Origin of the sequence: Ralstonia sp. UBA689, assembly GCF_002298975.1 — a bacterium.
In the GTDB taxonomy this organism is placed as follows: domain Bacteria; phylum Pseudomonadota; class Gammaproteobacteria; order Burkholderiales; family Burkholderiaceae; genus Ralstonia.
In genome coordinates this window covers 21,862-48,086 of record NZ_DBMV01000030.1, presented here as the reverse complement: position 1 = coordinate 48,086, position 26,225 = coordinate 21,862, and the positions used below count along the sequence as shown (strand labels likewise).

General features: G+C 64.0%; 26 protein-coding genes. 5 read left to right on the top strand and 21 right to left on the bottom strand.

Annotated features, from left to right (window positions below):
* Positions 1-51: 51 nt before the first annotated feature.
* From B4F51_RS13530 to mltG, 4 genes are all read right to left on the bottom strand, one after another.
* Positions 52-441, bottom strand: coding sequence for a PilZ domain-containing protein (locus tag B4F51_RS13530; RefSeq protein ID WP_296226308.1), 390 nt, complete (start codon positions 439-441; stop codon positions 52-54).
* 51 nt (positions 442-492) lie between these two features.
* The gene (locus tag B4F51_RS13525) at positions 493-1,503 is read right to left on the bottom strand and encodes a DNA polymerase III subunit delta' (RefSeq protein WP_296226306.1); all 1,011 of its coding nucleotides are present in this window, start codon (positions 1,501-1,503) and stop codon (positions 493-495) included.
* 81 nt (positions 1,504-1,584) lie between these two features.
* Complete coding sequence (gene tmk / locus B4F51_RS13520; RefSeq protein ID WP_296226304.1) at positions 1,585-2,202, bottom strand: dTMP kinase; 618 nt, start codon at positions 2,200-2,202, stop codon at positions 1,585-1,587.
* The gene (gene mltG / locus B4F51_RS13515; protein WP_296226302.1) at positions 2,199-3,197 is read right to left on the bottom strand and encodes an endolytic transglycosylase MltG; all 999 of its coding nucleotides are present in this window, start codon (positions 3,195-3,197) and stop codon (positions 2,199-2,201) included. Before mltG ends, tmk begins: the two co-directional genes overlap by 4 nt.
* 134 nt (positions 3,198-3,331) lie before the next feature.
* Between mltG and B4F51_RS13510 the strand changes: the two genes are divergently transcribed.
* From B4F51_RS13510 to B4F51_RS13500, 3 genes are all read left to right on the top strand, one after another.
* Positions 3,332-4,372, top strand: a complete 1,041-nt coding sequence (locus B4F51_RS13510; RefSeq protein WP_296226301.1) for a YgfZ/GcvT domain-containing protein — start codon at positions 3,332-3,334, stop codon at positions 4,370-4,372.
* A 22-nt stretch (positions 4,373-4,394) separates the two neighbouring features.
* The gene (locus B4F51_RS13505; protein ID WP_296226299.1) at positions 4,395-4,685 is read left to right on the top strand and encodes a DUF4936 family protein; all 291 of its coding nucleotides are present in this window, start codon (positions 4,395-4,397) and stop codon (positions 4,683-4,685) included.
* Positions 4,686-4,816: 131 nt separating this feature from the next.
* Positions 4,817-5,635, top strand: a complete 819-nt coding sequence (locus tag B4F51_RS13500; protein ID WP_296226297.1) for an NRDE family protein — start codon at positions 4,817-4,819, stop codon at positions 5,633-5,635.
* A gap of 44 nt (positions 5,636-5,679) precedes the next feature.
* Here the strand turns inward: B4F51_RS13500 and B4F51_RS13495 are convergent, their stop codons facing one another.
* Both B4F51_RS13495 and B4F51_RS13490 read right to left on the bottom strand, forming a co-directional pair.
* A complete protein-coding gene (locus B4F51_RS13495) occupies positions 5,680-6,684 on the bottom strand; it encodes a M23 family metallopeptidase (protein ID WP_296226295.1) in 1,005 nt (334 codons plus the stop codon).
* A gap of 309 nt (positions 6,685-6,993) precedes the next feature.
* Positions 6,994-7,887, bottom strand: a complete 894-nt coding sequence (locus B4F51_RS13490) for a sterol desaturase family protein (RefSeq protein ID WP_296226293.1) — start codon at positions 7,885-7,887, stop codon at positions 6,994-6,996.
* Between the two features lie 103 nt (positions 7,888-7,990).
* Between B4F51_RS13490 and B4F51_RS13485 the strand changes: the two genes are divergently transcribed.
* Complete coding sequence (locus B4F51_RS13485) at positions 7,991-8,896, top strand: LysR family transcriptional regulator (RefSeq protein WP_296226291.1); 906 nt, start codon at positions 7,991-7,993, stop codon at positions 8,894-8,896.
* A gap of 5 nt (positions 8,897-8,901) precedes the next feature.
* On the opposite strand, the gene B4F51_RS13480 is transcribed toward B4F51_RS13485, so the two are convergent.
* From B4F51_RS13480 to B4F51_RS13470, 3 genes are read right to left on the bottom strand one after another with little or no spacing between them, the layout of a single operon-like run.
* Positions 8,902-9,348 carry a GNAT family N-acetyltransferase gene (locus B4F51_RS13480; RefSeq protein ID WP_296226290.1) on the bottom strand — a complete coding sequence of 149 codons (447 nt, stop codon included), beginning with the start codon at positions 9,346-9,348 and terminating at the stop codon, positions 8,902-8,904.
* Entirely contained in the window at positions 9,345-9,782 is a 438-nt protein-coding gene (locus tag B4F51_RS13475) for an acyl-CoA thioesterase (protein WP_296226288.1), read from the bottom strand. Before B4F51_RS13475 ends, B4F51_RS13480 begins: the two co-directional genes overlap by 4 nt.
* 22 nt (positions 9,783-9,804) lie before the next feature.
* Complete coding sequence (locus B4F51_RS13470) at positions 9,805-10,779, bottom strand: alpha/beta hydrolase (protein ID WP_296226287.1); 975 nt, start codon at positions 10,777-10,779, stop codon at positions 9,805-9,807.
* Positions 10,780-10,888: 109 nt separating this feature from the next.
* Here B4F51_RS13470 and B4F51_RS13465 point away from each other — a divergent pair, with 109 nt between their 5' ends.
* A complete protein-coding gene (locus tag B4F51_RS13465; RefSeq protein WP_296226286.1) occupies positions 10,889-12,037 on the top strand; it encodes an iron-containing alcohol dehydrogenase in 1,149 nt (382 codons plus the stop codon).
* A gap of 10 nt (positions 12,038-12,047) precedes the next feature.
* Here B4F51_RS13465 and B4F51_RS13460 read toward each other — a convergent pair whose 3' ends face one another.
* From B4F51_RS13460 to B4F51_RS13405, 12 genes are all read right to left on the bottom strand, one after another.
* Positions 12,048-12,974, bottom strand: a complete 927-nt coding sequence (locus tag B4F51_RS13460; protein WP_296226285.1) for an alpha/beta fold hydrolase — start codon at positions 12,972-12,974, stop codon at positions 12,048-12,050.
* A gap of 27 nt (positions 12,975-13,001) precedes the next feature.
* Positions 13,002-13,904 (bottom strand): SDR family oxidoreductase, encoded by a 903-nt coding sequence (locus tag B4F51_RS13455; protein ID WP_296226284.1) that lies wholly within the window; start codon positions 13,902-13,904, stop codon positions 13,002-13,004.
* A 54-nt stretch (positions 13,905-13,958) separates the two neighbouring features.
* Positions 13,959-14,915 carry a glutathione S-transferase family protein gene (locus B4F51_RS13450; RefSeq protein WP_296226283.1) on the bottom strand — a complete coding sequence of 319 codons (957 nt, stop codon included), beginning with the start codon at positions 14,913-14,915 and terminating at the stop codon, positions 13,959-13,961.
* 27 nt (positions 14,916-14,942) lie between these two features.
* Positions 14,943-15,791 (bottom strand): class II aldolase/adducin family protein, encoded by an 849-nt coding sequence (locus B4F51_RS13445; protein WP_296226282.1) that lies wholly within the window; start codon positions 15,789-15,791, stop codon positions 14,943-14,945.
* Between the two features lie 102 nt (positions 15,792-15,893).
* Entirely contained in the window at positions 15,894-16,904 is a 1,011-nt protein-coding gene (locus B4F51_RS13440) for an NADP-dependent oxidoreductase (RefSeq protein ID WP_296226281.1), read from the bottom strand.
* 43 nt (positions 16,905-16,947) lie between these two features.
* Positions 16,948-18,321, bottom strand: a complete 1,374-nt coding sequence (locus B4F51_RS13435; RefSeq protein WP_296226279.1) for a serine hydrolase domain-containing protein — start codon at positions 18,319-18,321, stop codon at positions 16,948-16,950.
* 81 nt (positions 18,322-18,402) lie between these two features.
* Positions 18,403-18,837 carry a PaaI family thioesterase gene (locus tag B4F51_RS13430; protein WP_296226277.1) on the bottom strand — a complete coding sequence of 145 codons (435 nt, stop codon included), beginning with the start codon at positions 18,835-18,837 and terminating at the stop codon, positions 18,403-18,405.
* 34 nt (positions 18,838-18,871) lie between these two features.
* On the bottom strand, positions 18,872-19,654 hold the full coding sequence (locus B4F51_RS13425; RefSeq protein WP_296226274.1) for an SDR family oxidoreductase: 783 nt from the start codon (positions 19,652-19,654) through the stop codon (positions 18,872-18,874).
* Positions 19,655-19,693: 39 nt separating this feature from the next.
* A complete protein-coding gene (locus B4F51_RS13420; protein ID WP_296226272.1) occupies positions 19,694-21,562 on the bottom strand; it encodes an acyl-CoA dehydrogenase in 1,869 nt (622 codons plus the stop codon).
* A gap of 318 nt (positions 21,563-21,880) precedes the next feature.
* Positions 21,881-23,059 carry an acetyl-CoA C-acyltransferase gene (locus tag B4F51_RS13415; RefSeq protein WP_296226270.1) on the bottom strand — a complete coding sequence of 393 codons (1,179 nt, stop codon included), beginning with the start codon at positions 23,057-23,059 and terminating at the stop codon, positions 21,881-21,883.
* 68 nt (positions 23,060-23,127) lie between these two features.
* On the bottom strand, positions 23,128-23,766 hold the full coding sequence (gene pncA / locus B4F51_RS13410; RefSeq protein WP_296226268.1) for a bifunctional nicotinamidase/pyrazinamidase: 639 nt from the start codon (positions 23,764-23,766) through the stop codon (positions 23,128-23,130).
* Positions 23,767-23,801: 35 nt separating this feature from the next.
* The gene (locus B4F51_RS13405) at positions 23,802-25,883 is read right to left on the bottom strand and encodes a 3-hydroxyacyl-CoA dehydrogenase NAD-binding domain-containing protein (RefSeq protein WP_296226264.1); all 2,082 of its coding nucleotides are present in this window, start codon (positions 25,881-25,883) and stop codon (positions 23,802-23,804) included.
* Positions 25,884-26,225: the final 342 nt, after the last annotated feature.

Sequence of the window (26,225 nt, the reverse complement as noted above, 5' to 3'; positions counted from 1 at the left end):
CGAATAATCAGTGTGTTACAGCGCAGATTTCATGCGCTGCGTCAGAAAGCGTCAAAGCGTCTGGGTAGACCGTTGGGAGCCCATTGCCTTGCCGAGAATCTCCTCCACCACGCGGCGCAGTACGCGGCCAGGCTCATCCTCGCCCAGGTGCACGCCGATGCCCGGCGTCTTGTTGGGCGTGCCCACCGGGGTGATCCAGGCCACCTTGCCAGCCACCTGGTACTTCTGCGGGCGATCCAGCAACGAGAGCACCAGGAAGACATCCTCGCCAATGCGGTACGGGCGCTGGGTCGGCACGAAGATGCCGCCGTTCTTCAGGAACGGCATATAGGCGGCATACAGGCCCGCCTCGTCCTTGATGGCCAGCGAGACGATACCCGGGCGCGTCGGAGCGCCAGTCGCCATGCCGGGTGCAGCAGGAGCGCCAGGGGTGACCGGCATACCGGGTGTACGAAGGGGTGCAGTGCTCACAGAAGTTCCAAGAGTTCAGGTTCAGGCAGCCGCAAAGAGCTGCCGGTAATCCAGCAAAAGGCTTTCGATGACGAGCCGTGCGGCTAGCGGATGCTGTTCCGTGCGGCGCCGCCCGGGTAAGGCGCGCGCAAAACGTTCCAGGCGGTCCAGCGGGATGGCGTTCGCGCAGCGCTGCAGCGCGTCTCGCTGAGCGGGGAAATAGCGCGGGCGCCCCGCCAGCCGTGCTGCCATCAGATCAAAGACCCATCGGTGCATGGTACTGAGAACGGCTGGAACCGACAATTTCTGTAAATGATCGGCCGTGCCGAGCGCATCCAGCTTCGGGCCCTGCCCAAGCTGTTCGAGCAGAAACTGCAGCAGCGGCCGGTCTTCGGACTCCGCAGCAGCCAACGCCGCAAGCGGTGCGTTGCCGTACTCGGCCAGCAGGCTTTGCGCATGCGGCACGCCCTGCCGCTCCAGCCACTGGCGAGCGGCCTCCGGCTGTGGCGGCTGCAGCGGAAACTGCCGGCAGCGCGACAGGATGGTCGGCAGGATGCGGTCGATGCGGTCCGTCACCAGCAGGAAAATCGTGTCCTGCGGCGGCTCTTCCAGCGTCTTGAGCAGTGCGTTGGCGCCCTCGGTCTGCAGCGCCTCCAGCGGATACAGCACCACCACGCGCAAGCCCGCCCGGTGCGTGCCCACGCCAATGGCTTCGATCAGGTTACGCACCTGCTCCATGCGGATGATCTTGCTGGGCGCCTTCTTCTTGCCCTCGGCGTCTTTCTCGGTCTCGGGCGCGTCTTCCATGGCCTCGGGGCGCACGAGGTGAAAATCCGGGTGGTTGCCCTGGGCAAACCAGTTGCATGCGGCGCACGTTCCGCAGGATTGGCCGTCAGCGGCGGGCGTATCGCACAGCAGACCCTGCGCGAAGTGCATGGCGAAATCGCGCTTGCCCGTGCCGGCCTGGCCATTCAGCAGGATGGCGTGCGGCAGCTTGGCCCGCATTGCCTGCAGATGTGCCCAATCAGCAGATTGCCAAGGATAAAGCATCATGAATCAATGAGTTACGTCAGATTGTTGATGCGAAATATTGCCGTGAAACCATTATTTCTGTATCGGAAATTACCTGCAGAATCAGAGTGTTGCGAGCAATTTCTCTAAGTCTTTCTGGATATCGCCTCGCTCGCGGTTGGCATCCAGCACGACGAATCGCTGCGGCTCGGCGGCAGCCCTGCGCAGGTATTCGGCACGGGTGCGCAGAAAAAACTGGACCGATTCGGCTTCGAACTTGTCGGGCGTGCGGGCATCGGCCAAGCGCGCAGCCGCAATCTCGGGCGCCAGGTCGAAGAGGATGGTCTTGGTCGGCTGCAGGCCCTGCTGCACCCATTGCTCCAGCGCTTCCAGCCGGTCGATGGCCAGCCCCCTGCCCCCGCCCTGATAGGCGAAAGTGGCGTCGGTGAAGCGGTCGGAAATGACCCAGTCACCGCGATCGAGCGCGGGCTGGATCACCTCGGCGATGTGCTCTCGGCGGCCAGCAAACATCAGCAGAGCTTCCGTTTCCAGATGCATGCGCTCGTGCAGCAGCACCTCGCGCAGGCGCTCGCCCAAAGGCGTGCCGCCCGGCTCCCTCGTGACGACCACCTTTTTGCCCTGCGGCGCCAATTTGGTCTGCAACTGCTGCGCGAACCACGCCAGGTGCGTGCTCTTGCCCGCACCGTCGATGCCTTCGAATGTGATGAACTTGCCGGTCATGGTTGGCCGCGCTGGTATTTGTTGACGGCCCGGTTGTGGTCCGTCAGGTTGGTCGAAAACTGGCTGCTGCCATCGCCGCGCGCCACGAAGTACAGCGCATCGGAGGGCGCCGGATTCAGCGCCGCTTGCAGCGATGCCACGCCCGGCAGCGAGATCGGCGTCGGCGGCAAGCCGATACGCGTGTAGGTGTTGTACGGCGTGTCGGCCAGCAGGTCGCGCTTGCGCAAGTTGCCGTCAAAGCCAGCGCCAATACCGTAGATGACCGTCGGATCGGTCTGCAGCAACATGTTCTTGCGCAGGCGGTTGATGAACACCGAGGCGACCAGCGGCCGGTCTTGCTTTTGGCCGGTTTCCTTCTCGACGATGGAAGCCATGGTCAGCGCCTCGTACGGCGTCTTGTATGGCAGGTCGGGTGCACGCTTGGCCCAGGCGTCGGTCAGGCGCTTCTGCATGGCCTGGTAGGCATGACGATAAAGCTCCACGTCGGAACTGCCGCGCGCGAACAGGTAGGTGTCAGGGAAGAACAGGCCTTCCGGATTGGTCTCGGGTGCGCCGATCTTGCGCATCAGATCGGCGTCGGACAGGCCCGCGGTGTCGTGCCTGAGCGCGGGCTCGGCGTCCACCGCCGCACGCATCTGACGCATGTTCCAGCCCTCGATGACGGTGACGACGTAATGCGTGACTTCGCCGCGCGCCATCTTGCCGAGGATGGACAGCGGCGTAGCGCCCGTCTCCAGCTCATAGCCACCGGCTTTCAGGCTCTTTGCATTGCCGGTGGCACGCGCCACGAGCGAAAACAACTGCGGCTGGACGCCCACGCCTGCACTCGCGAGTTGTCGCCCGACCGAGATCACGCTCGAGTTCGGCTTGATCACCACTTCCTGCGGCGAGGCCGCCAGGCTCACCGGTTGCTGGGCCCACCACACCACGCCGCCCGCGGCCGCCAGCGCGATCAGGATCGCCAGCAGCACCAAGCGTTTGAGAAAAGAGAACATTGACTTGCGAGTTTGCGCGCGGATTCAGCCCGGCAGCGGGCTTGTCCGCACTCTTGAAATGGGTTGAAAAGGCACAAACCGCCCTTCAGACAGCCTCATATAATACCGGGTCAATCTCCGGCAGCCTGCACACCATGAATGACGTTTTCCAGGATTTCGTCGATACGCTCAGCTTTCCGCCGCTCGACGTACAGTTTGACGCCGCAGCGCGCGGCAGCGTTCTCTGCCCGCCGACCAATCTTGCGCGCATCGCCGTCGAAGGCGCCGATGCCGCCGAATTTCTCCACAACCAACTGACCAATGCAGTGACGGGCCTGGGCTTGGACCAGGCGCGCCTGTCCGGCTACTGCTCGCCCAAGGGCCGCCTGCTCGCCACACTGCTGATGTGGCGCCAGGCCGATACGATCGTGCTGCAGGCCGACAAGCTGATCGCCCCGGCACTGACCAAGCGGCTGTCGATGTTCGTGCTGCGCGCCAAGGCCAAGCTGCGCCCGATGGACGAGTTCATTGCCATCGGCGTCGCCGGGCCGGGTGCGGCGGATGCGCTGCGCGAGGCCGGTGCCGTGCTGCCCGAGCCGGACGCCGTCTATGCCGTTGCGCAACAGCCGGGCACGGTCGGCCAGCAAGTCGGCGCGGTGATCCGCCTGCCTGATACCGACGGCCGCCCGCGCTATCAGTGGATGGTGCATGCCGAGCACTTCCAGCACGCCTGGAAGACGCTCTCATCGCGCCTGTCGTTGGTCGGCACGGAAGTCTGGGATTGGCTCAGCCTGCAGGCGGGTGTGCCGCAAATCACCCTGCCCACGCAGGAACAGTTCGTGCCGCAGATGGTGAACCTCGAACTGGTGGGCGGCGTCGATTTCCGCAAAGGCTGCTACCCGGGGCAGGAGGTTGTGGCGCGCAGCCAGTATCGCGGTACGCTCAAGCGGCGCATGCACCGCGCTCACGTAAAGGCGCCCACCTCCGCCGGCGCCGAAGTCTACAGCGACACCGACCCCAACCAGCCATGCGGCATGGTCGTCAACGCGGCCATGGCACCAGATGGCGGCACCGACCTGCTGGTCGAGCTGAAACTCGATGCGATCGAATCGGTCATCCACCTGGCCACGACAGATGGCCCGGTGCTGACGCTGCAAGGCCTGCCGTACACGATTCCCACGGCGGAAAGCGCCTGATATCGGAGCCTGAGTACCCATCATGGCCGACCACCTGTTCGTCTACTTCCGCATCGCCGAGCGCGACGCCGAGCGAGCCCTGCCGCGCTGGCAGCGCTGGCTCGACACCGTGGAAGAAGCCACCGGCGTGGCCGGCACGCTGATGCGGCGCCCCGAAATAAGCGATGGCCAAGCCACGTGGATGGAGTGCTATCACGACATTCCGCCCGCCTTTGCCGCCACGCTGGCCGGCCTGTGGGAAACCGGCGGCCCGCGCCAATTCGTCGCCGGTGAACGCCACGCGGAGCTTTTCGCCGATCTCGAAAGTGGTTGACCGCGCCACCGAGAGCACCTCACCGCAATCGTCATCGCAAAAATCCGGCAGGCTGCTATGCTTGGCCGAAGCCTGCGCGACACAGGTCGTCACATCGATCGTCGCGCAGCATGTTCAAAGGAAGTGCTCATATGTGCCTGATTCTCACGGCCTGGCACGCCCACCCCGCCTACGCGCTGGTGGTGGCCGCCAACCGGGACGAATTCTATGACCGCCCTGCCGCGCCGCTGGCGTGGTGGAGCGACGCGCCCAACGTGCTGGCTGGGCGCGACTTGGCCGAGGTGGTCGGTCACGCAGGCACGTGGATGGGTATGACGCGCGACGGGCGCTTTGCGGCGCTGACCAACTACCGCGCACCGTCCGAACGCCGCCCCGATGCACGCTCGCGCGGCGAGCTCGTCGCCAATTTTCTGACGACCGAAGAGACATCGATCCCGACGTATCTCGACAGCCTCACCGCTCGCAACGGCGCCTATAACGGCTACAACCTGCTGACCGCCACGCGCGACGAACTCTGGTGGACCAGCAACCGCGCCGACGCCCCGCGCAAGCTCGCGCCCGGTCTGTATGGGCTGTCCAATGCCCTGCTCGATACGCCATGGTTCAAGGTGCGGCACCGCATGGCCGCCTTTGCCGAAGCGCTGGCCGCAGACACGGGGCGGCATGGCAATGCGCTTGACGTCACCCGCTACCTCGACCTGCTGGCGGAAACGCGAGAAGCCCCTACCGGCGCCCTGCCCGCCACAGGCGTGGCGCCGGAGTGGGAAAAGCTGCTCTCCGCCGCGTTCATCCGCTCGCCGCGTTATGGCACACGGGCCAGCACCGTGATGCGCATCCGCCACGATGGCTGCTTCGACGTGACCGAGCGCCGTTTCAATGCCGAGGGGCAGATCGGAGAGACGCGCTATCTGGGCGTGCTCGACACGGTCACCCAGGCTGACACGCCTTAAAGACAGAAACGCAGTCGTTGGCGGTTGGTGGCAGACCGCAGGCGTTACGCATTCCCGGTGTCGGACGGCAGCATTGCAAACCAAGCGCGTGCCTTCTCCACCGTGCGCGTGAACGCTGCGCGTGCTGTTGCCGTGATGGCGTGTCCGCCGGGTTTGTGCAACTCGGCAATCGGGTCGGTCGGTTGGTTATCGACCCGCACCTCGAAGTGCAGATGCGGCCCGGTCGCCATGCCCGTCTTTCCGACAGCGCCCAGCTTTTGCCCCCGCGCAACCTTGGCCCCCGCACGGATGCCCGGCGCAAATGCGGACAAATGCGCATACAGCGTTGAATACCCGTCTGCGTGGTTGACGACGACATGCTTGCCGTAGCCGCGCTCGGTGCCCACAAAACGGACTATGCCTGGTGCCGCTGCACCAACAGGCGTGCCAATTGGCGCGGCAAAGTCCGTCCCTGAATGGCCATGTGGCACGCCGGTAATGGGGTGCGTGCGCATCCCGAACGGCGAAGTCAGGCGCGCGCGCTTGACCGGCGTCGTGAAGCGCTTGTTCAGGAGCGGCTGGCCATCGAACGTGTAATAGTGGTTCGTGGTTCGGCCAGGGGCAGCAAATCGGACAGCGGTCATCTGCCGGCCGCCCAGCACAATCTCCGCCGCCGCAATCTGTTTGCCTGCCCCGGCCTTCTCGTGCAGCCGAATCGGTTCGTAGATCAACCGGAAGTAATCGCCCGGCAGGCCCGGCGCCTTCAGATCCGCACGCGTGCCAAACAAGCGCTCGACTTCCGCCACAACGTGGTCCGGCACGGCGGCCGCTTCAAGCTCGTCGCGCAGGTTCGATTCGATGTCGCCGAAAGCCATGCGTGCGCCCTGGTCGTCGGGCACCCAAGGGCCATCGGCAGACAAGGCCGTTGCAGCGGGGTGCCGCGTGGCGTGGGTGGCGTTGCTCAGCACGGCGACGGCTGGCGGCGGCGCCATGGCCATGCAGGCCGCAAGCGCTGCGCCTGCAATACGGCGCATGCCGAGGGTGAAGCGGAAAAGGGAATCGGTTTTCATGACCTGACGCACGCAAAGCAACACAGAGACTGGAGACTGCCGGCCGCCTCTCGGAGTTGCACATGCGCGGCGCGACGAGTTGACGCGTTGCCGTCATCTCGGCGTGCGGCGCCCGATCCAGGTGGGCGGCGACGATTCGTCAATTATCGTGATGCTGAAATTGAGCGAAATGAGATCAGTCCGATTTGTGCGCAAGAACCTATCGTCCTTGCCTGGATTGCGTAACGTCGGCGTCATCCGACCAAGCATTGCGAGCGATCCCTCACCCGCCGCGTCGCGAATACGCGCCAATATGCGCCGTTTCGTGCCTCACGCCGTCTCCTGTTTGACGGGGGCGGAGTCGGCCTCGGTGAAGCCATGGCCGCCTGGGCGCAACGCCGAGTGCTCGCGCTCAGAATGCACCAGCGGATAGAACATCTGCGCGGTCCAGCGCTCCGGACCAAACAGCACGTCATCTTGCAGGCCGACCTGTGCGGGGTACTTGCGCGTGATGTGGCCGGTGCCGAACAGCACATCCCAGAAGAACAGCAGATTGCCGAAATTGCCTTTGTAGTGGCCGATGCCGTCGGCGTTGGTGAGTGCGTGGTGGGCCCAGTGCGTGGCCGGCGTGGAGATGGTGCGCTCAACCACCCACATCAACGGGCGCAGCGCGCGGATGCGGTACAGCGGTGCATCCCACGGCCAAGCGCAGTGCGCGCCCAGGATGACGGCAATCTTGACGACCAGATAGACGGCATAGACCTCGCCAAAGCCAAGATAAACCGCCACGCCGCCGATCCACAGGCCCGGCATCATCAGGTAGTAGAAGAAGTTGTTGCGGTACGTAATGCGCACGCTCATGTACGACGCGCTGTGATGCGCCCGGTGCAGCGGCCACAGCAGCGGCGTGTGCGAGGCCCGATGCCACAGGTATTGCGTGAGGTCATCGCCGATCAGCAGCAGCCCCGTCATCGCCCACCACGGAAGACTGGCCCAAGCGTTGTGCTGGGCGGGCATGAGCCAGTTGCACAGTGCATTGCTGCCCAGGAGCGCAATCGGCTGAGTGACGGCGATCAGGCTGACGAACATCAACACTTCCAGCCAGGTGTCGTTGGCGGTGACGTGCTTGCCTACGCTGGCCTGGTAACGCCGGGTAATGAACTCCATGGCACCGAAGCCCAGGATGCAGGCGACGATCAGAAGCAACTGCACTTGCTGACTCATCAGGGGTGTCTCCTCATTTTGATTGTGGAGACAAGCCTAGAAGTGGCATTTCAATGCGTCCAATGCATAATTAGCATTCATTCGATGCAATGGACGCAACACCATGGACCTGCGCCGCCTCAGTCACGTCGTTGCCCTGGCCGATACCCTGCACTTTGCCCGAGCCGCCGAGCAGGTACACCTGAGCCAGCCCGCCTTCAGCCGCAGCATCCAGGCCATCGAGAGCGATCTGGGGATCCGCCTGTTCGACCGCGACGTGGGAGACGTGCGCCCGACCCCTGCAGGCGAATTCGTCATCGAACGGGCGCGCAAGCTGCTGTTCGAGGCACGCTGCCTGCAGCGTGACGTCGATCTGTACCGCGACAGTCAGCTTGGCGATACGGCCTTCGGCGTGGGCCCGCTGCTGACCGCCACGCTCATGCCGCAGGCATTGCAGGCGCTGCGGCGCCAGCACCCGCAGGTAGCGCTGCGCATGGAGGTCGGCAACTGGGTGCAATTGCTGGAGAGTCTGCGCACCGAGGGCATCGAGTTCTTTGCCGCCGACGTGCGCGACATGCCAAAAGACGCTGCGTTGGACATTCAACTGATCGGGGGGCAGCCGCCCCATCTGTACGTGCGGGCGGGCCACCCGCTGGCGACGCGCGAGCGTACGCTGCGCGAAGTCTGGGAATACGGCATTGCCGTGCCCAAGCTCCTGAGCCCTTCAAAGATGGAACTGGCCGCCTTGTTGGGACTACCGGCCGGCCAGGAAGCCGCCATTGCGCTCGAATGCGACAACTATGCGGTGCTCAAGACGATTGCACTCACCACGGACACCGTGCTGGGCGCAACGGACGCTGCTGTGCGGGAAGAACTGGAATCCGGCGCGTTCGTCCGGCTGGTGGTGGAAGGCTGGCTGTCGCCGCCGTCCAGTACGGGCATCGTGCGGCTGCGCGGCAGAACGTCGTCGCCAGCGGCGCAGGCAGCGATCGAGGCAATCGTGGGGGCCGCCAAGGCGATCAACGTGTAGGTGAGCTACAGCACGCGGCGCATGCTCCGATGCGGAATGCCGGCCTCTTCAAATTCCTCGCCTTCCGGCGTGAAACCAACGCGGGCATAGAACGGCATGGCGTGGGTTTGCGCATTGAGGATCAACTCGGGATAACCGAGCGATTTCGCCTTGTCGATCAACGCCTCGAGCACGCGCGCGCCCACGCCCGTGCCGCGCGCCTCCTTGCGGACCGCCATGCGGCCGATATGCCCATCGGGCAGCAGACGGCCGGTGGCCACCGCACGCCCGGCAGTGTCGCGCGCCAGGGCATGCCAGCATTGGTCGTCCCATGTGTCCCACTCAAGTTCGACGGGCACGCCTTGCTCAATGACGAACACGTCGTAACGGATGGCGCGGGCTTCTTCGCGCACGGCGTCCCAGCGATCGACTTCAACACTGGCAAGCGGGCGGACAGATTCAGGGGCAGTCATGTTTCAGGCTTCAGTACTTCGAAATTGAGGATGCGTTCGCGCAGCATGTCGGGCAGCGGTGCGGAGGTCTGCGTGGCTGGATCGGCGCACACGTAGATGACTTCACCGGTGACGAGGTGTTCGCCTGCGCGATACATCTCGATGATAAAGCGCATGCTGGAGCGGCCCAGGCGCGCCACGCGGGCACGCAGGTCCAGCTCGTCGTCAAAGCGCGCGGAGGCGTGATATTCGAGCGTGGATTTGACCACGTAGAAATCGACGCCGAAAGCATCCACCACGTCGGTCGGATAGCGCACGCCGATGCTGCGCCAGTATTCGGTGAGGCACACGTCGGCATACAGCAGATAGTGGCCGTTGAAGACGATGCCCTGCGCATCGACTTCAGCCCAGCGCACGCGCAGCGGCGTGCTGTGGCGGAAATCCTCGATCGCCATGCGGTCTCCTCTGTTTGGAGGCTTATTCAGTTTCGGTGCCGAAGGCGCGGCGCAGCGCGTTGGCGGCGTCCCAATGGGCGTGCTCGACCGCCGGCACAAAGCGGCCGATCTTGAAGAAGTCGTGGATCATGCCTTCGTAATACTTCACGTCGACCGGCACATCGGCAACGCGCAGTTTGTTCGCGTAGCCGATGCCCGCATCGCGGATGGGGTCGAAGCCGGCCACGGCAATCCAGGCAGGGCACACGCCGTGCACATCGGCGCCATGGCCGCCGGCGTCCAGCGGGGCGAAGCGCCAGTCGTCGCGATCGGCGTCGGTGCGCAGGTATTGCGAGAAGAACCAGCGGATCATCTCGTGCGTAAGCAGATAACCTTCGGCAAATTCGCGGTGCGACGGCGTGGTCTCGCGTGCCGTGGTGCCGGGGTAGATCAGCAATTGCAGAACGGGTTGGAGGCCGCGGTTGCGTGCCTCAATCGCACTCACGGCGGCCAACGTGCCGCCCGCGCTGTCACCGCCGAAAGCGATGCGCGTGGCATCCACGCCAATCGTGGCCGCTTCATCGAACACCCATTGCAGCACATCGAAGGCGTCGTTGGCGGCGGTCGGGAACTTCCAATCGGGCCCAAGCCGATAATCGACCGACAGCACCATCGCCCCGGATTTGGCGGCTAAGGATCGGCACAACTGATCGTGTGTCTTGATGCTGCCGACCGTGAAACCGCCACCGTGGAAATACACCAACAGCGGCAGCGGATCGGCCCAGCTTGCCTCACGCGCGGCGTACGTGCGAATGGGGATGGCATAGCCATCGCGCGCCGAGACCGTCAGGTCGTGCACCGATTCCAACGGAATGCTCGGGATATCGACGATGGGGCTGCTTTTTTCGTAGGCGATCTTGGCGTCGGCCGGATCGAGCGCATTCAACGGCGGACGCTTGGCGCGCGCCACCAGATCGAGCAATTGGGCGACGTGCGGGTCGAGAGACGAGGACTGCATGAGGGCGAGAACTGAACGATCGTTCTAATTTGACTATCATCGGGAGTATCCATTGAACCATGCCCGCGACACAAGACGGGCGATACGCACAAACCACCGGAGACAGCGCATGGCCCTCATCTACTACCTCACCCACATCCACCTCGGCTTCGGCACGATCAACGAATTGAAGAGCGAATGCGCGCGCGTGGGCATCCGCAGGCCGATGGTGGTGACCGACAAGGGCGTGGCGGCGGCCGGGCTGGCGCAGCGGGCCATCGACGCCACGGGCGGCCTGCCCGTCACCGTGTTCGACGAGACGCCGTCCAACCCGACCGAGGTGATGGTCAAGAAGGCCACCGCGCAGTACAAAGCGGCTGGCTGTGATGGGCTGATCGCCATCGGCGGCGGCTCATCCATCGATCTGGCCAAGGGCATTGCTATTGCGGCGACGCACCCGGAGCCGCTCACCACCTATGCGACCATCGAGGGCGGCAGCGGCAAGATCACCGAGGCGGCAGCGCCCTTGATCGCCATCCCCACCACGGCGGGCACCGGCAGCGAAGTGGCGCGCGGCGCCATCATCATCCTAGAAGACGGCCGCAAGCTCGGCTTCCACTCCTGGCACCTGCTGCCCAAATCGGCCATCTGCGATGCGGAGTTGACGCTCGGCCTGCCGCCCATACTGACAGCCGCCACGGGCATGGATGCCATCGCGCATTGCATCGAGACCTTCCTCGCCCCCGCCTTCAACCCGCCCGCCGATGGCATCGCACTGGATGGCCTGGAGCGCGCCTGGGCCAACATCGAGCGCGCCACGCGCGATGGCTCAGACCGCGACGCTCGGCTGAACATGATGAGCGCGTCCATGCAGGGTGCGATGGCGTTCCAGAAGGGGCTGGGCTGCGTGCATTCGCTGTCGCACCCGCTGGGCGGCGTGAAGGTCGACGGCAAGACCGGGCTGCACCACGGGACGCTTAACGCAGTGGTGCTGCCGGCGGTGCTGCGCTTCAACGAGACTGCGGAATCGGTGGTGCGGGACAACCGTTACGCACGCATGCGCCGCGTGATGAACCTGCCGGCCAATGCCGACCTCGCCCAGGCTGTGCACGACCTGACGGCACGATTGGGGCTGCCGACGGGGCTACGCCAGATGGGCGTACCGGAAGCCGTACTGGAGCACGTAGTGGAAGGCGCCCTGCTCGACCACTGCCACAAGACCAACCCGCGCGTCGCTACGGCGGACGACTACCGGCGCATGCTGGCGGAATCGATGTAACGCGACAGGGCTACGAAACGAATGGCCGGATCAGCGCAGTGATGCGCTCCGGCTGTTCATGCACCACCCAGTGTGTGCCCTCTGGAATGCGCTCGATCCGCAGATCGGGAATGAAGCGCTCCAGCCCGTTGAGCAGGCTCTTGGGCAGCGCCATGTCTTTCTCGCCCCAGATCACGAGCGTCGGCACCCTCACCACGAACGCCTCGGGCGGCATCTGATCGATGCGCAGCGGCGTGGTGCCCTCTGCGGGCGGATGCAGCGGCGATGCGCGGTAGTAGTTCACCCCACCCGTCAGGCCGTGCGAGCCACCCTCACCCGCCTGGCTCCAGGCAGCGTGATAGCGCGCTCGCACCTCCGGCGTGAACCACTCGGCCACCGGTTGGCCCATGCCGTGGAAGAAGCCTTCGAGCTTCTCGAACTCGTTGGCGGCCAACGCGGCTTCCGAACCCGGCTGGCGCAGCCAATTCATATACGCCGACGACGCCTGCTGTGCCGGATCGCTCAGCAGCGCATTGGCAAACAGCCACGGATGCGGCGAATTGACGATGACCAGCCGCTCGACCAACTCCGGGTGCTGGATCGCCAAGTTCCAGCAGATCGCCCCACCCCAGTCATGCGCGACCACGATGGCACGTTCATAGCCAAGCGCTGTGATGAACTGCTCCAGATCCTGCACCAGCAGCTTGGGGCGGTAGGCATCCACCGCCGCCGGCTTGCTCGACAGGTTGTAGCCGCGCATGTCAGGCGCCACGGCAAAGTGCGTGCCGCCAAAGGCAGCGAGCTGCGCTTCCCACTCGTACCAGAACTCCGGAAAGCCATGAACAAACAGCATCAGCGGCGCACCGCGCTTGCCGGCGCTGGCGTAATGCAACCGTGTGCCGTTGGGCAGATCGGCGAATTGCGATTCGGTGATGGCAACTGCTGCGGCAGTGTTCATGGCGATTTCGGAGTCTTGGGGTAAGGGTTATCCGCGCAGCGCTTCCACCAAACGCGCGCGCACGTCCGGCTTACCTTCGAACGGATCGGATGGATTGCGCTGCGAGACGATGTCTTCAAACCGATGCTGCACCGGCGCCAGCGCGTGCGGATGCGAATAAATATAGAAGCCTGCATTGCGGATCGCATCGAAGGTCATCTGTCCGACCTGCTCGGCCGTCACCTTGCCGGAGTTGACCGCCTTGTCCGACATGGCTTGGGCGACCAGTTGGGACTTGGTGGGCGGCGCCGTGTTGGCCAAGTCCTGCGGGCGATTGCGATGCGATTGCGTAATGCCGGTCGGCACGAAATACGGGCACAGCACCGAGCAATGGACCTGCTCTGTCACCAGGCTCAAGTCTTGGTACAGCGACTCCGTCAGCGCCACCACCGCATGCTTGGACACGTTGTAGATACCCATGGCCGGCGCGTTGAGCAGCCCAGCCATCGACGCGGTGTTGACGATATGGCCCTCGTATGACGGGTCCTTCTTGGCGGCCGCCAGCATCAGCGGGGTGAAGATGCGCACGCCGTGGATCACGCCATGCAGGTTGACGCCCAGCACCCAGTCCCAGTCGCGCTCGGTGTTCTCCCAGACCAGTCCGCCAGAGCCGACGCCCGCGTTGTTGAACAGCAGGTTGACCTTGCCGAATGTCTTGATGGCCGCATCGGCCAGCGCCTGCACGTCTTCCACCTTGGACACATCGACGCGCAGGCCGATCACTTCCACACCCTGCGCCTTGAACTCGGCCACGGCGGCATCCAGCGCATCCTGCTGGATATCGGCCAGCACCAGCTTCATGCCCAATCCGGCACCGATCTTGGCGAACTCCTTGCCGAAACCCGATGCACCGCCCGTGATGACGGCCACGCCGCCTGCGAATTGCTTCATATGTGTCTCTCTCGTCTTGTTGTCATGAAATGCGGTCGAAATGGCAAAACCGTGTCAGCCGGCCGCCTCGACCTTGCGCACGGCGTAACCCACGCGCGGAAAATGCACCACCACCTGGCCAACGCGTGGGTCTTCCCGCAGCACGCCCACTGCGTCGCGCGTGGAGGCGACCAGTTCGCCTTCGACCGGATCGACACCGTAGTCGACCGCTGCCACGGTCACGCGCGTGCCCTTGGGCAAGCCGTAGCGTTCGTCAAATGGGGCATTGAATTCGGTCAGCGCGCGCGGTGTGGCGGCCTTCGCCACGTCCAGTGCTTCGGCAGATGTCATCGGCTGCGCTTGCGAATGCCCGAGGCCAGCCACGCGGTGCATCCACGCCACCACTTCCGGGTGTGCATCGAGAACGCCCGCTACCGCCGTCGCGCGGCGGATGAACCACAGGCAGTGATAGACGGAAAAATCGGCCACGGTCGGCTGCTCGCCAAACAGGAAGATACGTTCGCCCGTGGCGAGTTGACGCTCCAGTTGCGCGAGAAACACGTGCAGCGTCGAGATCGCTTCCGGCAGCGGCGTACGCAGCCCGGTACCGCCCACACGCATCGCTTTGCGGTCTTCAAAGAAGGCCTTGACGAATTCTTCCGGCAGTCCCGCCATCAGGCTCTTGAAGCCTTCAGGCTGGCCGATGAACGAAGCTGCCGCCCAGAACAGCGTCGTATCGGCCCATTGGGCCATCGCGAACACCGCAGCGGCATGGTCTGCCGGATACAGCGTCGGTGCTGGATGGATCGACTCCAGCACCTGCGCGATCAGCGCGGTATCGCAATAGATGTCCGCACCGATCTGCAGGAACGGTGTGCGCCGGTAGCCGCCGGTGAGCGGTATCACGTCCGGCTTGGGCAGGATCACGGGCACCGTGACGGACTTCCACGGCTGGTCCTTGTAGCCGAGAATCAGGCGCACTTTTTCCGAGAACGGCGAGGTGGCGTAGTGATGCAGAATCAAATCCGTCATGGGTGCTCCAGCAGGTTGAGCGGTCGATCAGTCGAGCAGATCGGGCTGCTCCTTGACGATGCGCGCATACAGCGGCTGGAACTGGAACCACCCCGCCTGCGCTGAGCCGACGATGGAATACGCCTGCCGCGCAGCCGCATCGGAAATGGTGCGCGGCGCCTGGCCGGTGCGCGCAGCCGCCGCCTCTGCCAGCAACTGCACCTGGCAGGAACGCTCCATCGTGATAAACCACCACGCGGCCTCGTCGACCGTCTTGCCGACCGTCAGCAGACCGTGGTTCTGCAGGATGGCCGCCTTGTTGTCGCCAAGTGCTTCCGCAATGCGCTGGCCTTCGTCCAGTTCGACCACCACGCCGCCGAAATCGTCGTACAGCGCGTGGTCTTCGTAGAACGCGCAGACATCCTGCGTGAGCGGATCGAGCTTACGGCCCAGCGTCGACCATGCTCGGCCATAGGTGCTGTGCGAATGCGCCGCTGCCACCGCGTCGGGCCGCGCCTGGTGCACGCGCGAGTGGATGGCAAAGGCCGCCGCGTTGACCGGGTAATCGCCTTCGACCACGTTGCCGTGGTGATCGCAGCGGATCAGGTTCGACACCGTCACCTGGCTGAAATGCACACCGAACGGGTTGACCCAGAAGCTGTCCTGGTGCTCGGGGTCACGCGCAGTGATGTGCCCGGCCACGCCTTCATCGAAGCCGAACTTGGAGAACAGCCGAAACGCCGCTGCCAGACGTTGCTTGCGATGCAGACGCTCTTCAGCAACGGTGGCGAACTGCGGCGGACGCGGCAGGTTGCGGTATCTGGCGGCCGCCTCAGGGCTGAGGTTGGTCGCCATGTCATCGGGGCGCTTGGCGTGCGAGGTATCGGGTGCGTTCATGGTGTCTCCTTCACGCGATCGTTGTGGGTGGAGCCATTCTGTTGCGGCCCTCGCCCAGCGGACTGTCAAGCGATTGACAGTCCGCGCATTGACGTTAAAACGTCAGACCAGCTTCACAAGCTGCTTGCCGAAGTTCTTGCCCTTGAGCAGGCCCATGAAGGCTTCCGGCGCACTCGCCAGACCCTGCGACACGCTCTCGCGGAACTTCAGCTTGCCCTGCGCCACGTAGCCGCCCAGCTCGCGCAGTGCTTCCGGCCACACGTCCATGTGCTCAGAGACGATGAAGCCTTCAATGGTCAGGCGCGACACCAGGATCAGTTGCGGGTTCTGCAGCGGCAGCGGCTGGCCATCGTAGCCGGCGATCATGCCGCACATGGCGATGCGGCCGAAGGCGTTCATGCGCAGCAGCACGGCATCCAGGATGGCACCACCGACGTTTTCAAAGTAAGAGTCGATGCCGTCGGGCGTCGCGGCCTTGAGCATCTGATACAGCTCCTTCGGATCCTTGGCGGCCTTGTAGTCAATGCAGGCGTCAAAGCCGAGTTCATTGACCACGTAGTCGCACTTGTCCTTGCCGCCGGCAAAGCCGACGGCGCGGCAGCCCTTGAGCTTGGCGAGCTGGCCGACCACGCTGCCCACGGCGCCCGAAGCGGCGCTCACCGCCACGGTCTGACCGGGCTTGGGGAGCATGATCTTGTTCAGGCCATACCAGGCAGTCACGCCCGGCATGCCAACCGAGCCCAGGTAGGCCGACAGCGGAATGTGGCGCGTATCCACCTTCTGGATGCCACGGCCGTCGGAAATACCCACCTCCTGCCACCCGAACATGCCAACTACGTTGTCGCCTACGGCAAACGACGGGTTCTTCGAGGCTTCCACCACACCCACCGTGCCGCCGATCATCACTTCGTCCAGCGGCTGCGGTTGTGCATACGACTTGCTCTCGTTCATGCGCCCGCGCATGTACGGATCGAGCGACAGGAAATGGTTGCGCACCAGCACCTGGCCATCCTGCAGCTCGGGGATCTCCGCCGTCTCCAGGCGGAAGTTGTCCGGCGTGACAGCCCCCTGCGGGCGGGAAGCCAGAACGATGCGCTGATAGGTCTTCGACATGAAAAACGCTCCTGAATGTCGGTATCGGGGTAAGGAGCCGACGTTATTTGTGTTGCATGAAATACTCGGCCAGCGCCGCATACGCCTGGTGCGTGACCGGATCGTTGGCAGCGTTGGCGGCGATCGGATGCGAGGCGTAGCGCACGATGGTCATCTGGGCCACCGGATCAATATAGATGCGCTGGCCGTGAATACCGCGTGCCTCGAACGTGTGGTGATCGTTGCTGGAAACCCACCACATGTCGCGGTACGAATAGCCCGGCAGCGTGGTGTAGCCGGCCTTGGCAAACTTGTCTGGATCGCCGCCGCGGCGGATATCGTCGATCACGCTCTTGGGCAGAATTTGCTTGCCGTTGAAACGCCCTTCGTTGCGGATCATCTCGCCAAAGCGGGCCAGGTCCGGCAACGTGGTGTTCAGGCCACCGCCCCCCGATTCAGTGCCAATACCGTCCACCGAGAAGTACGCGTCGGTCTGTGCGCCCATCGGCTGCCAGATGCGCTCTGACAGCAGCGCCGCGAGCGACTTGCCCGATGCTCGGCGGACGATCCACGCCAGCACCTCTGCGTTGACGGTCTTGTAAGCGAATGCCTCGTCGTGTGCACCTTCCTTGCGCAACGTGACGAGGTAATCGTAGAAGCTGGTCGGTCCCTTGTAGTCAGCCGGGCGCGGCAGCATGCCGCCGGCACGGGCGTAGACCCAGACGTCGGCGTTCGGGTCTGCGTAGTTCTCGGAGTACCGCACGCCGACGGTCATATCCATCACCTGACGCACAGTGGCGTCGCCGTAGGCGCTGTCCTTCAACTCCGGCACGTATTGCGTCACAGGCGCGGCCGGATCGAGCTTGCCATCGGCCGCCAGCGTGGCGGCCAACGTGCCGACAAACGATTTCGTGACCGACATGGCGATGTGCTGTGTGTGCGCATCGAGCACGCCGAAGTAACGCTCGTACACCACCTTGCCCTTGTGCATGACAAGGATGCCGTCGGTATACGTCAGGTTCAGCATGTCGGTAAACGTACGGCGCGTGCCATCGACATCGGTGAAAAGCACGTTGCCGATGTCGCGCTCGGCGCGGGGCAGCTTGCTGACCGAACCCTCGCCGCGCCAGACGGCACGCGTGGGCACGAATTCACGCACCCGGCTGTAGCCGTAGCGCGTGCGCGGGAACATGTTGCCCGCCAGGTCAAAGCGGATGGTGCGATCCGGCGGCGGCGGGAAGCCCTGCATCCAGCCCATCTTGTTCGGGTCGGACTGTTCCGCCGTGAGCGGCTTCTGCACCGCGACAGGTGTATTGGCTGGGGCAGCCGCCGCCTGCGTCGCGTTCGAGGCGCATCCTTCCAGGGTCATGGTCAGTCCGGTGCAGCAAAGCAGAGTGATGGCAAGGGCAGATGCCGTCCGCCGCGCAGGTTGTTGCATGGTTGTCTCCGTGGTTGCTCTTCTTGTGTGCCGGACGCTGTCCGGTGTGCAACTAGGTACTGCAACTGCGGTGTTGTCTGGTCAACCGTCCGCGCCTGGTTCGGGCGTGCGCGGCGGCGGCATGCGCTTGACGAACTTGAAGGTGCCCGAGCCACGTGCGACCAGCTTGTCGTCTGCATCGCGCACCTCGCCTTCGCAGAAGGCCATGGTGGTGGACTGGTGCACGCAGCGCGCGCTGGCACGCAGCGTGCCGCGCCCGGGCTGCATGAACGCCGTTTTCATCTCGATCGTCACCACGCCGCGGCCGTGCACGTCCGCAGAACGTCCGGCCATTGCCATGGCCACGTCCAGCATCGTCATGGTCACGCCGCCGTGCGCCATTTCCCAACTGTTCATGTGGCGATCTTCGAGCGCCAGTTCGACGATGCCCTCGCCATCAGCCGCCTTCAGGCAGCGCATGCCCAGCCATTGCAGGAAGGGGATCTTGATCGGAAAACCGTTGGTGTCTGCGTTCATGCTGCGTTCAATGAGGATTGAGAAGCAGCCGGAATTAGACCACGCTCACGCCGCCGTCGACGGCCAGGATCTGACCGGTGATGTGCTTGGAGGCATCCGACGCGAACAGTGCGGCCACGCCCTTGAGGTCTTCCTCGTCGCCAATGCGGTGCAGCGGCGATCGCTCGGCTAGCTTGTCCACGCCCAGCTTTTCCAGCGAGCCACGCGTCATCTTCGACGGGAAGAAGCCCGGGGCAATCGCGTTGACGGTGATGTTGTGCTCGCCCCATTCGCCGGCCAGCGCGCGCGTGAAATTGACCACGGCGCCCTTGCTGGTGTTGTAGGCAATCGTATCCAACGAGCCCGGCGGGTTGCCCTTGAGGCCGGCGATGGACGCCACATTGATGACCTTGCCGTACTTGCGCGGGATCATCGAACGCTTGCCGATCTGCTGCGTGAGCAGGAACAGGCCACGGATGTTCAGGTTCATCACCTTGTCCCAGGCTTCGACCGGGTGGTCTTCGGCCGGGGCGCCCCAGGTGGCGCCGGCATTGTTGACGAGGATGTCAACGTGCCCCAGCTTGGCAAGCGCTTCATCGGCCAGGCGCTGGATGTCTGCGTCCACAGCGCCATCAGCGGCAATCCAGTCGGCCTCGATACCGAGCGACTTCAGATGCGCCTGCGCTTCCCTCAGCTCATCGGCCTTGCGCGCCGACAGCACGATGCGCGCGCCCTGCTCGCCCAGTGCTTCGGCAATCTGCAGGCCGAGCCCGCGCGAGCCGCCGGTGATCAGCGCCGTCTTGCCGGACAGATCAAAGAGGTGCTTGAGCGTACCCATGGTGTCTCCTGTATGTCGTTGTCGTAGTTGGCGGTTCGATCAGAACCAGGCGTCCTGCATATCCAGCGTGGTGGTGTCGAGCGAGCCCAGCAGCGCAATCTGTGGGTCGATCTTCGGCAACTCCCACTGGAAGAAGTAGCGCGCGGCCTGAAGCTTGCCGCGATAGAAGTCGGCTTCCTCGCCCTGCGCGCTCGGCAACGCCTTTGCGGCAGACAAGGCTTGCTCCAGCCAGATCCACGCGACAACGACATGGCCGAAGGCTTCGAGATAGACCGAGGCGTTGGCCAGCGTCACGCGCGGGTCACCGGCCGCCCACAGCGTCTGCGTGACCTTGGCCAGCTTTTGCGTGGCCATGCCCAGCGCACGGCCGTAGCCGACCAGCGTCTCGTCACCGGTCTCCAGCGCGCGACCGACCGTGGCTTGCACGCGTTCGCCCAGCGCGCTGAAGGCGGCGCCATCCTGCATGACGACCTTGCGGCCGAGCAGGTCCAGCCCCTGGATACCGTGCGTGCCCTCGTGGATCGGATTCAGGCGGTTGTCGCGGTAGAACTGCTCGACGTTGTATTCGCGCGTGTAGCCGTAGCCGCCGTGCACCTGGATCGCCAGGCTGTTGGCTTCCAGGCACCACTGCGACGGCCAGCTCTTGGCGATCGGCGTGAGGATGTCGAGCAGCAGGCCGAGCTTCGCGCGCTTGGCCGCGTCGGTTTCACCACGCTCTTCATCGACGAGCTTGGCGCAATACAGGTTCAAGCCGAGCGCGCCTTCCACGTAGGCCTTCTGCGCCAGCAGCATGCGGCGCACATCGGCGTGGTCAACAATGCGGATTTGCGGGGACGCGGCATCCTTGCCGGATGGACCAATCGGGCGGCCTTGCGGGCGGTTGCGCGCGTAATCCACCGCATGCAGATAGCCGGTGTAGCCGAGCATCGTCGCGCCCATGCCAACGCCGATGCGTGCCTCATTCATCATGTGGAACATGCACGCCAGGCCCTTGTGCGGCTCGCCGACCAGATAGCCGATGGCACCGGCGCGCGGCTGGCCGTCTGCGCCTTTGGGGCGGAACTGCGTGCCCTCGCCAAAGTTCAGCAGGCAATTGGTCGTGCCGCGATAGCCCATCTTGTGGTTCAGGCCAGCCAGCACGACGTCGTTGCGCTCGCCCAGCGAGCCATCGGCGTTGACGAGGAACTTGGGCACGATGAACAACGAGATGCCCTTCACCCCGGGAATCAGCTTGCCGTCCGGCCCGGGAATCTTCGCCAGCACAAGGTGGACGATGTTGTCCGACAGTTCGTGCTCACCGGCGGAGATCCACATCTTGTTGCCGGTCAGGCGATATTGCTGGCCCAGCGGCGATTCGCCTTCGTATTCAGCGCGCGTGACGATGTCCGACAGCGACGAACCGGCCTGCGGCTCCGACAGGCACATCGTGCCGTAGAAGCGGCCTTCCATCTCGGGCTGCACGAAGGTCTCGATCTGCGCGGGCGTACCGTGCGCGAGCAGCAGGTTCGCGTTGCCGATGGTGAGAAACGGATACGAGCTGGTGCCGACATTGGCGGCCTTGAAGAAACCGAAGCCGGCTTTCTCGACTACGGTCGGCAACTGCATGCCGCCGCGCTCGAAGTCTTGCCCGGCAGCCATCAGGCCAGCCTTGTTGAAGGCATCCAGCGCCACCTTCACTTCGGGAATGATGTGGACCGTGGTGCCGTCGAAATGCGGCTCTTGCTGGTCGTTCTTCTTGTTGTGCGGGGCGAAAAGATCGGTGGCGATACGCTCGCAGGTATCGAGCGCAGCATCGAAGGTTTCGCGGGAGTGGTCGGCAAAACGCGGAATGCGTGTGAGCGATTCGACGTCGAGCCATTCATAGAGCAGGAAGCTCAGGTCGCGACGGGATAGCAGTAGAGAAGACATGATGTTGGTGGACCATCCTGTGTTTCGTCCCCTGCCGGGGCCGACTCACTTTCTTTGTCTTGCCAAAGAAAGTAAGCAAAGAAAGGCGCGCCCGAGATGGCGAAAGATTCCTCGAATTTCCGTAACCGGGCGGAGAAGGGCCGAAACTCGCTGCGCTCAGACAGCGGTCCTTCTTTTTCCCGCCCGCTTACAGAAATTCAAGGTGCCATCTAGGGCAAGAACGACAACGGCCAAACCGTCTAGGTGCATGAGCTGACACTGAAGTCAGGTCTGGCAGAAACAAAACAGGCTCCCGTTTGTTGGGGAGCCTGTCTGCTTTTAGAGCACCTCGAACAGACCGGCAGCGCCTTGGCCGCCGCCGATGCACATGGTCACGACCACGTACTTGACGCCACGGCGCTTGCCTTCGATCAGTGCGTGGCCCGTCAGGCGGGCGCCCGACACGCCGTACGGGTGGCCCACAGCGATGGCACCACCGTTGACGTTCAGACGGTCCATCGGAATGCCGAGCTTGTCTGCGCAGTACAGCACCTGCACGGCAAACGCCTCATTCAACTCCCACAGACCGATATCCTCAACCTTCAGGCCGGCCTTCTTGAGCAGCTTGGGCACCGCAAATACAGGGCCGATGCCCATTTCATCCGGCTCACAGCCAGCCACGGCAAAGCCACGGAACACGCCCAGCGGCTGCAGGCCCTTGGCCGCGGCCACCTTGCCGTTCATCACCACCACTGCCGAGGCGCCGTCCGAGAACTGGCTGGCGTTGCCTGCCGTGACCACGCCGCCCGGCATGGCGGTGCGGATCTTCGACACGCCTTCGAGCGTCGTGTCTGCACGGATGCCTTCGTCAGCGGAGATCGTGACCTCGCGCGTCATGAGCTGGCCGGTCTTGGCATCGGCCACGCCCATCACCGTGGTCATCGGGACGATTTCGTCGTTGAACTTGCCGGCCGCAGCCGCAGCGGCAGCGCGCTGCTGGCTTTGCACACCGTATTCATCCTGGCGATCCTTGCCGATGTTGTAGCGCTTGGCGACGGTCTCGGCGGTCTGGAGCATGCTCCAGTAGATTTCCGGCTTGTGTTTGTTCAGCCAGCCTTCGGCCAGCATGTGGCGGTTCATCTCTTGCTGCACGCACGAGATGGATTCCACCCCGCCAGCCACGAAGATGTCGCCTTCATCGGCAATCACGCGCTGCGCGGCCATTGCGATGGTCTGCAGACCCGACGAGCAGAAGCGGTTCACGGTCGCGCCCGGCACCGTCACGGGGCAGCCGGCACGCAGGGCGATCTGGCGCGCGATGTTGGCGCCGGTTGCGCCTTCCGGGTTGGCGCATCCCATCAGCACGTCTTCAACTTCGCCCGGCTCGATCTTGGCGCGTGCGATGGCGTGTTCGACCGCATGGCCGCCCAGGGTCGCGCCGTGCGTCATGTTGAAGGCGCCCTTCCAGCTCTTGGCCAGGCCGGTACGTGCGGTGGAAACGATGACTGCTTCGGTCATGGTGCTGCTCCTCGTAACTGGTGGCGGGCGCACTGCATCGGCAGGCGCCCGGTATCTCTGTTATCCGTTCAAGACAAGGTGTTCAAAACGTCCGTCGACTGCAACCGCGCGATGCCCGCATCCGCCATGTTCTTCCACGCCTGTGCGAGCGACCCGTTCAGGTCGATGGCGCGGCAGGCATCTTCAATGACAGCCACGTCCAGCCCCGCTGCACGCGCATCCAGCGCCGACCACGCCACGCAAAAGTCCGTGGCCAGCCCGACGCAGAACACGCGCTTGATTCCAAGCTCGCGCAGGTAGCCCAGCAGGCCGGTCGGCGTCTTGCGATCCGCTTCAAAGAATGCGGAGTAGCTATCGATGTGCGGGTGATAGCCCTTGCGGACAATCAACTGCGCATGCGGCACGTCCAGCCCATCGGCCAACGCCGCACCGGTGCTGTGCTGCACGCAGTGCACCGGCCACAGCACCTGCTGCCCATACGGCAATACAATCGTGCCGAACGGCTGTTTGCCGGGATGGTTGGCAGCGAACGACACGTGCTCTCGCGGGTGCCAATCCTGCGTCAGCACCACGCGCCCGAATGCCTGGGCGAGCCGATTGACGACCGGGATGACCTGGTCGCCGTCCGGCACAGCCAGCGCACCGCCGGGCAGAAAGTCGTTCTGCACGTCGATGATCAGCAGGCAGTCGGTGGGCGTGAGTGGCATGGCGGTTCAGTCGCTTTCGTCGGTTGGTCAGCCGCTTAACCGTTAAATCCCTTGCCCTCGTCTGCCAGCTTCTGCAGCAGCGGCGCCGGCTTCCAGGCTTCGCCGTGGTAGCCCTTGCTGTAGCGGTGCATCGCTTGCGCGACGTTGTAGAGACCGACGGTGTCTGCGTAGAGCATCGGGCCGCCGCGGAACAGCGGGAAGCCGTAACCGGTCAGGTAGACCATGTCGATGTCCGACGCCTTTGAGGCGATGCCCTCTTCCAGAATCTTCGCGCCTTCGTTGACCAGCGCGAACACCAGGCGCTCGACGATCTCTTCATCCGAAATCTTGCGGCGCGTGATGCCCAGATCCTTCGAGTGCTGGACGATCATGTCGTTGACTTGCTGGTTCGGATACGGCTTGCGGTCGCCCGCCTTGTAGTCGTACCAGCCGCCGCCGGTCTTCTGACCAAAGCGCCCCATCTCGCACAGCAAATCAGCCGTCTTGGAATAGACGATGTCCGGCTTGTCCACGGCGCGGCGCTTGCGGATGGCCCAGCCGATGTCGTTGCCGGCCAGGTCGCCCATGCGGAACGGGCCCATCGCAAAGCCGAACTTTTCGATGGCCTTGTCGACCTGCTCGGGCAGCGCGCCTTCGTCCAACAGGTAACCGGCCTGGCGGCTGTATTGCTCGATCATGCGGTTGCCGATGAAGCCGTCGCACACGCCGGAGACAACAGCCGTCTTCTTGATGGCCTTGGCCAGCTTCATGACGGTTGCCAGTACATCCTTGGCGGTGTCCTTGCCGCGCACGACTTCCAGCAGCTTCATCACGTTGGCGGGGCTGAAGAAATGCATGCCGACCACGTCTTGCGGGCGCTTGGTGAAACTGGCGATCTTGTCGACGTCCAGCGTGGAGGTGTTCGATGCCAGGATCGCGCCCTGCTTGACGACTTCATCCAGCTTCTTGAACACGACTTCCTTGACGCCCATTTCTTCAAAGACGGCCTCGATGACGAGGTCCGCATCTTTGATGTCGTCGTACGAGAGCGTCGGGGTCAGCAGGCCCATGCGCTGCTCGACCTTCTCTTGCGTCAGCTTGCCCTTCTTGGCGCTGTTCTCGTAATTCTTGCGGATGGTGGCGACGCCACGGTCCAGCGCTTCCTGCTTGGTTTCCAGGATCGTGACCGGAATGCCGGCGTTCAGGAAGTTCATCGAGATGCCGCCGCCCATGGTGCCGGCACCGATGACGGCAACCTTCTCCACCTTGCGCACGGGCGTGTCTTCCGGCACGTCGGGGATCTTGCTCGCGGCACGCTCGCCGAAGAAGGCGTGGCGCAGCGCGCGCGATTCGGGCGTGTTGACCAGTTCGATGAACAGTTCGCGCTCGAACTTGATGCCGTCGTCAAAGCGCTTTTCCACGGCAGCCTGCACGGCGTCAACGCACTTGCCCGGTGCCGGGAAGTTCTTGGCCACAGCGGCCACGGTATTGCGCGCGAATTGCAGGAAACCTTGCGGATTGTCGTGCACGACCTTGCGATCGCGCAGCTTCGGCAGCTTGCCTTCGGCGGCGGCCTTCAGCGCGAAATCGATAGCGCCGGCCATCAGGTCGCTTTCGATCATCTGGTCGAACAGGCCGCTCTTGGCGAGCTTTTCCGACGGAATGGCAGTGCCCGAGACGATCATGTTCAGAGCCGGCTCAAGGCCGATGGCGCGCGGCAGGCGCTGCGTGCCGCCGGCGCCCGGCAGGATGCCCAGCTTCACTTCCGGCAGCGCGATCTGCGCGCCCGGGGCGGCCACGCGATAGTGACAGCCCATCGCCAATTCCAGCCCACCGCCCATCGCCACCGAGTGGATGGCGGCCACGACCGGCTTGCTGCTCGACTCGACCGCCTTGATGACGGCGTGCAACGACGGCTCCTGGGTGGCCTTGGGCGTGTTGAACTCGCGGATGTCGGCGCCGCCCGAGAAGGCCTTGCCTGCACCGGTGATCACGATGGCCTTGACGCTGGGGTCATCGCCCGCCTTGACCATCCCTTCAACGATGCCCAGGCGCGTGGAGTGGCCAAGGCCGTTGACCGGCGGGTTGCTGAGCGTGATGACGGCAACGCCGTCCTGGACCTTGTACTCCGCTGTCATGCTGGTTCCTTTGATGATGCGAGGGCCGACTCAAAATGACGCCAAAGCGGCGCTGGAAGGACGCACCGCGCCTCGCGGTTGAACTGTCTCTCAAATATCGTTTTTTTAACGCGCGGTAAGTCCGCGACTCGACACAGAATACACAAAATAGCACGGTCGTTCAATTTTTATTTTTGCGCTGCACGGCGCCATTTTGCGCGCGGTGCGGCGGGTTGTGCCGGGTTCAAACGCGTGTGCTGCAGCATCGATTTTTTGCCCGGCACATGACGGTTTTGATAGAGTCGCGCATTTCGTTCGCCAGGCGCCCACTAGGCGCGGGGACGTTTCGTCACATTTCGTCGA

What these genes read in the sequence shown, in the direction of transcription:
- tmk (WP_296226304.1), bottom strand. Translation starts at nt 2,202, where the DNA reads ATGACCGGCAAGTTCATCACATTCGAAGGCATCGACGGTGCGGGCAAG.
- B4F51_RS13435 (WP_296226279.1), bottom strand. Translation starts at nt 18,321, where the DNA reads ATGCAACAACCTGCGCGGCGGACGGCATCTGCCCTTGCCATCACTCTG.
- B4F51_RS13415 (WP_296226270.1), bottom strand. Translation starts at nt 23,059, where the DNA reads ATGACCGAAGCAGTCATCGTTTCCACCGCACGTACCGGCCTGGCCAAG.
- B4F51_RS13470 (WP_296226287.1), bottom strand. Translation starts at nt 10,779, where the DNA reads ATGCAGTCCTCGTCTCTCGACCCGCACGTCGCCCAATTGCTCGATCTG.
- B4F51_RS13505 (WP_296226299.1), top strand. Translation starts at nt 4,395, where the DNA reads ATGGCCGACCACCTGTTCGTCTACTTCCGCATCGCCGAGCGCGACGCC.
- B4F51_RS13510 (WP_296226301.1), top strand. Translation starts at nt 3,332, where the DNA reads ATGAATGACGTTTTCCAGGATTTCGTCGATACGCTCAGCTTTCCGCCG.
- B4F51_RS13465 (WP_296226286.1), top strand. Translation starts at nt 10,889, where the DNA reads ATGGCCCTCATCTACTACCTCACCCACATCCACCTCGGCTTCGGCACG.
- B4F51_RS13485 (WP_296226291.1), top strand. Translation starts at nt 7,991, where the DNA reads ATGGACCTGCGCCGCCTCAGTCACGTCGTTGCCCTGGCCGATACCCTG.
- B4F51_RS13405 (WP_296226264.1), bottom strand. Translation starts at nt 25,883, where the DNA reads ATGACAGCGGAGTACAAGGTCCAGGACGGCGTTGCCGTCATCACGCTC.
- mltG (WP_296226302.1), bottom strand. Translation starts at nt 3,197, where the DNA reads ATGTTCTCTTTTCTCAAACGCTTGGTGCTGCTGGCGATCCTGATCGCG.
- B4F51_RS13500 (WP_296226297.1), top strand. Translation starts at nt 4,817, where the DNA reads ATGTGCCTGATTCTCACGGCCTGGCACGCCCACCCCGCCTACGCGCTG.
- B4F51_RS13450 (WP_296226283.1), bottom strand. Translation starts at nt 14,915, where the DNA reads ATGACGGATTTGATTCTGCATCACTACGCCACCTCGCCGTTCTCGGAA.
- B4F51_RS13490 (WP_296226293.1), bottom strand. Translation starts at nt 7,887, where the DNA reads ATGAGTCAGCAAGTGCAGTTGCTTCTGATCGTCGCCTGCATCCTGGGC.
- B4F51_RS13445 (WP_296226282.1), bottom strand. Translation starts at nt 15,791, where the DNA reads ATGAACGCACCCGATACCTCGCACGCCAAGCGCCCCGATGACATGGCG.
- B4F51_RS13460 (WP_296226285.1), bottom strand. Translation starts at nt 12,974, where the DNA reads ATGAACACTGCCGCAGCAGTTGCCATCACCGAATCGCAATTCGCCGAT.
- B4F51_RS13430 (WP_296226277.1), bottom strand. Translation starts at nt 18,837, where the DNA reads ATGAACGCAGACACCAACGGTTTTCCGATCAAGATCCCCTTCCTGCAA.
- B4F51_RS13525 (WP_296226306.1), bottom strand. Translation starts at nt 1,503, where the DNA reads ATGATGCTTTATCCTTGGCAATCTGCTGATTGGGCACATCTGCAGGCA.
- B4F51_RS13495 (WP_296226295.1), bottom strand. Translation starts at nt 6,684, where the DNA reads ATGAAAACCGATTCCCTTTTCCGCTTCACCCTCGGCATGCGCCGTATT.
- B4F51_RS13420 (WP_296226272.1), bottom strand. Translation starts at nt 21,562, where the DNA reads ATGTCTTCTCTACTGCTATCCCGTCGCGACCTGAGCTTCCTGCTCTAT.
- B4F51_RS13425 (WP_296226274.1), bottom strand. Translation starts at nt 19,654, where the DNA reads ATGGGTACGCTCAAGCACCTCTTTGATCTGTCCGGCAAGACGGCGCTG.
- B4F51_RS13475 (WP_296226288.1), bottom strand. Translation starts at nt 9,782, where the DNA reads ATGGCGATCGAGGATTTCCGCCACAGCACGCCGCTGCGCGTGCGCTGG.
- B4F51_RS13440 (WP_296226281.1), bottom strand. Translation starts at nt 16,904, where the DNA reads ATGTCGAAGACCTATCAGCGCATCGTTCTGGCTTCCCGCCCGCAGGGG.
- B4F51_RS13480 (WP_296226290.1), bottom strand. Translation starts at nt 9,348, where the DNA reads ATGACTGCCCCTGAATCTGTCCGCCCGCTTGCCAGTGTTGAAGTCGAT.
- B4F51_RS13530 (WP_296226308.1), bottom strand. Translation starts at nt 441, where the DNA reads ATGCCGGTCACCCCTGGCGCTCCTGCTGCACCCGGCATGGCGACTGGC.
- pncA (WP_296226268.1), bottom strand. Translation starts at nt 23,766, where the DNA reads ATGCCACTCACGCCCACCGACTGCCTGCTGATCATCGACGTGCAGAAC.
- B4F51_RS13455 (WP_296226284.1), bottom strand. Translation starts at nt 13,904, where the DNA reads ATGAAGCAATTCGCAGGCGGCGTGGCCGTCATCACGGGCGGTGCATCG.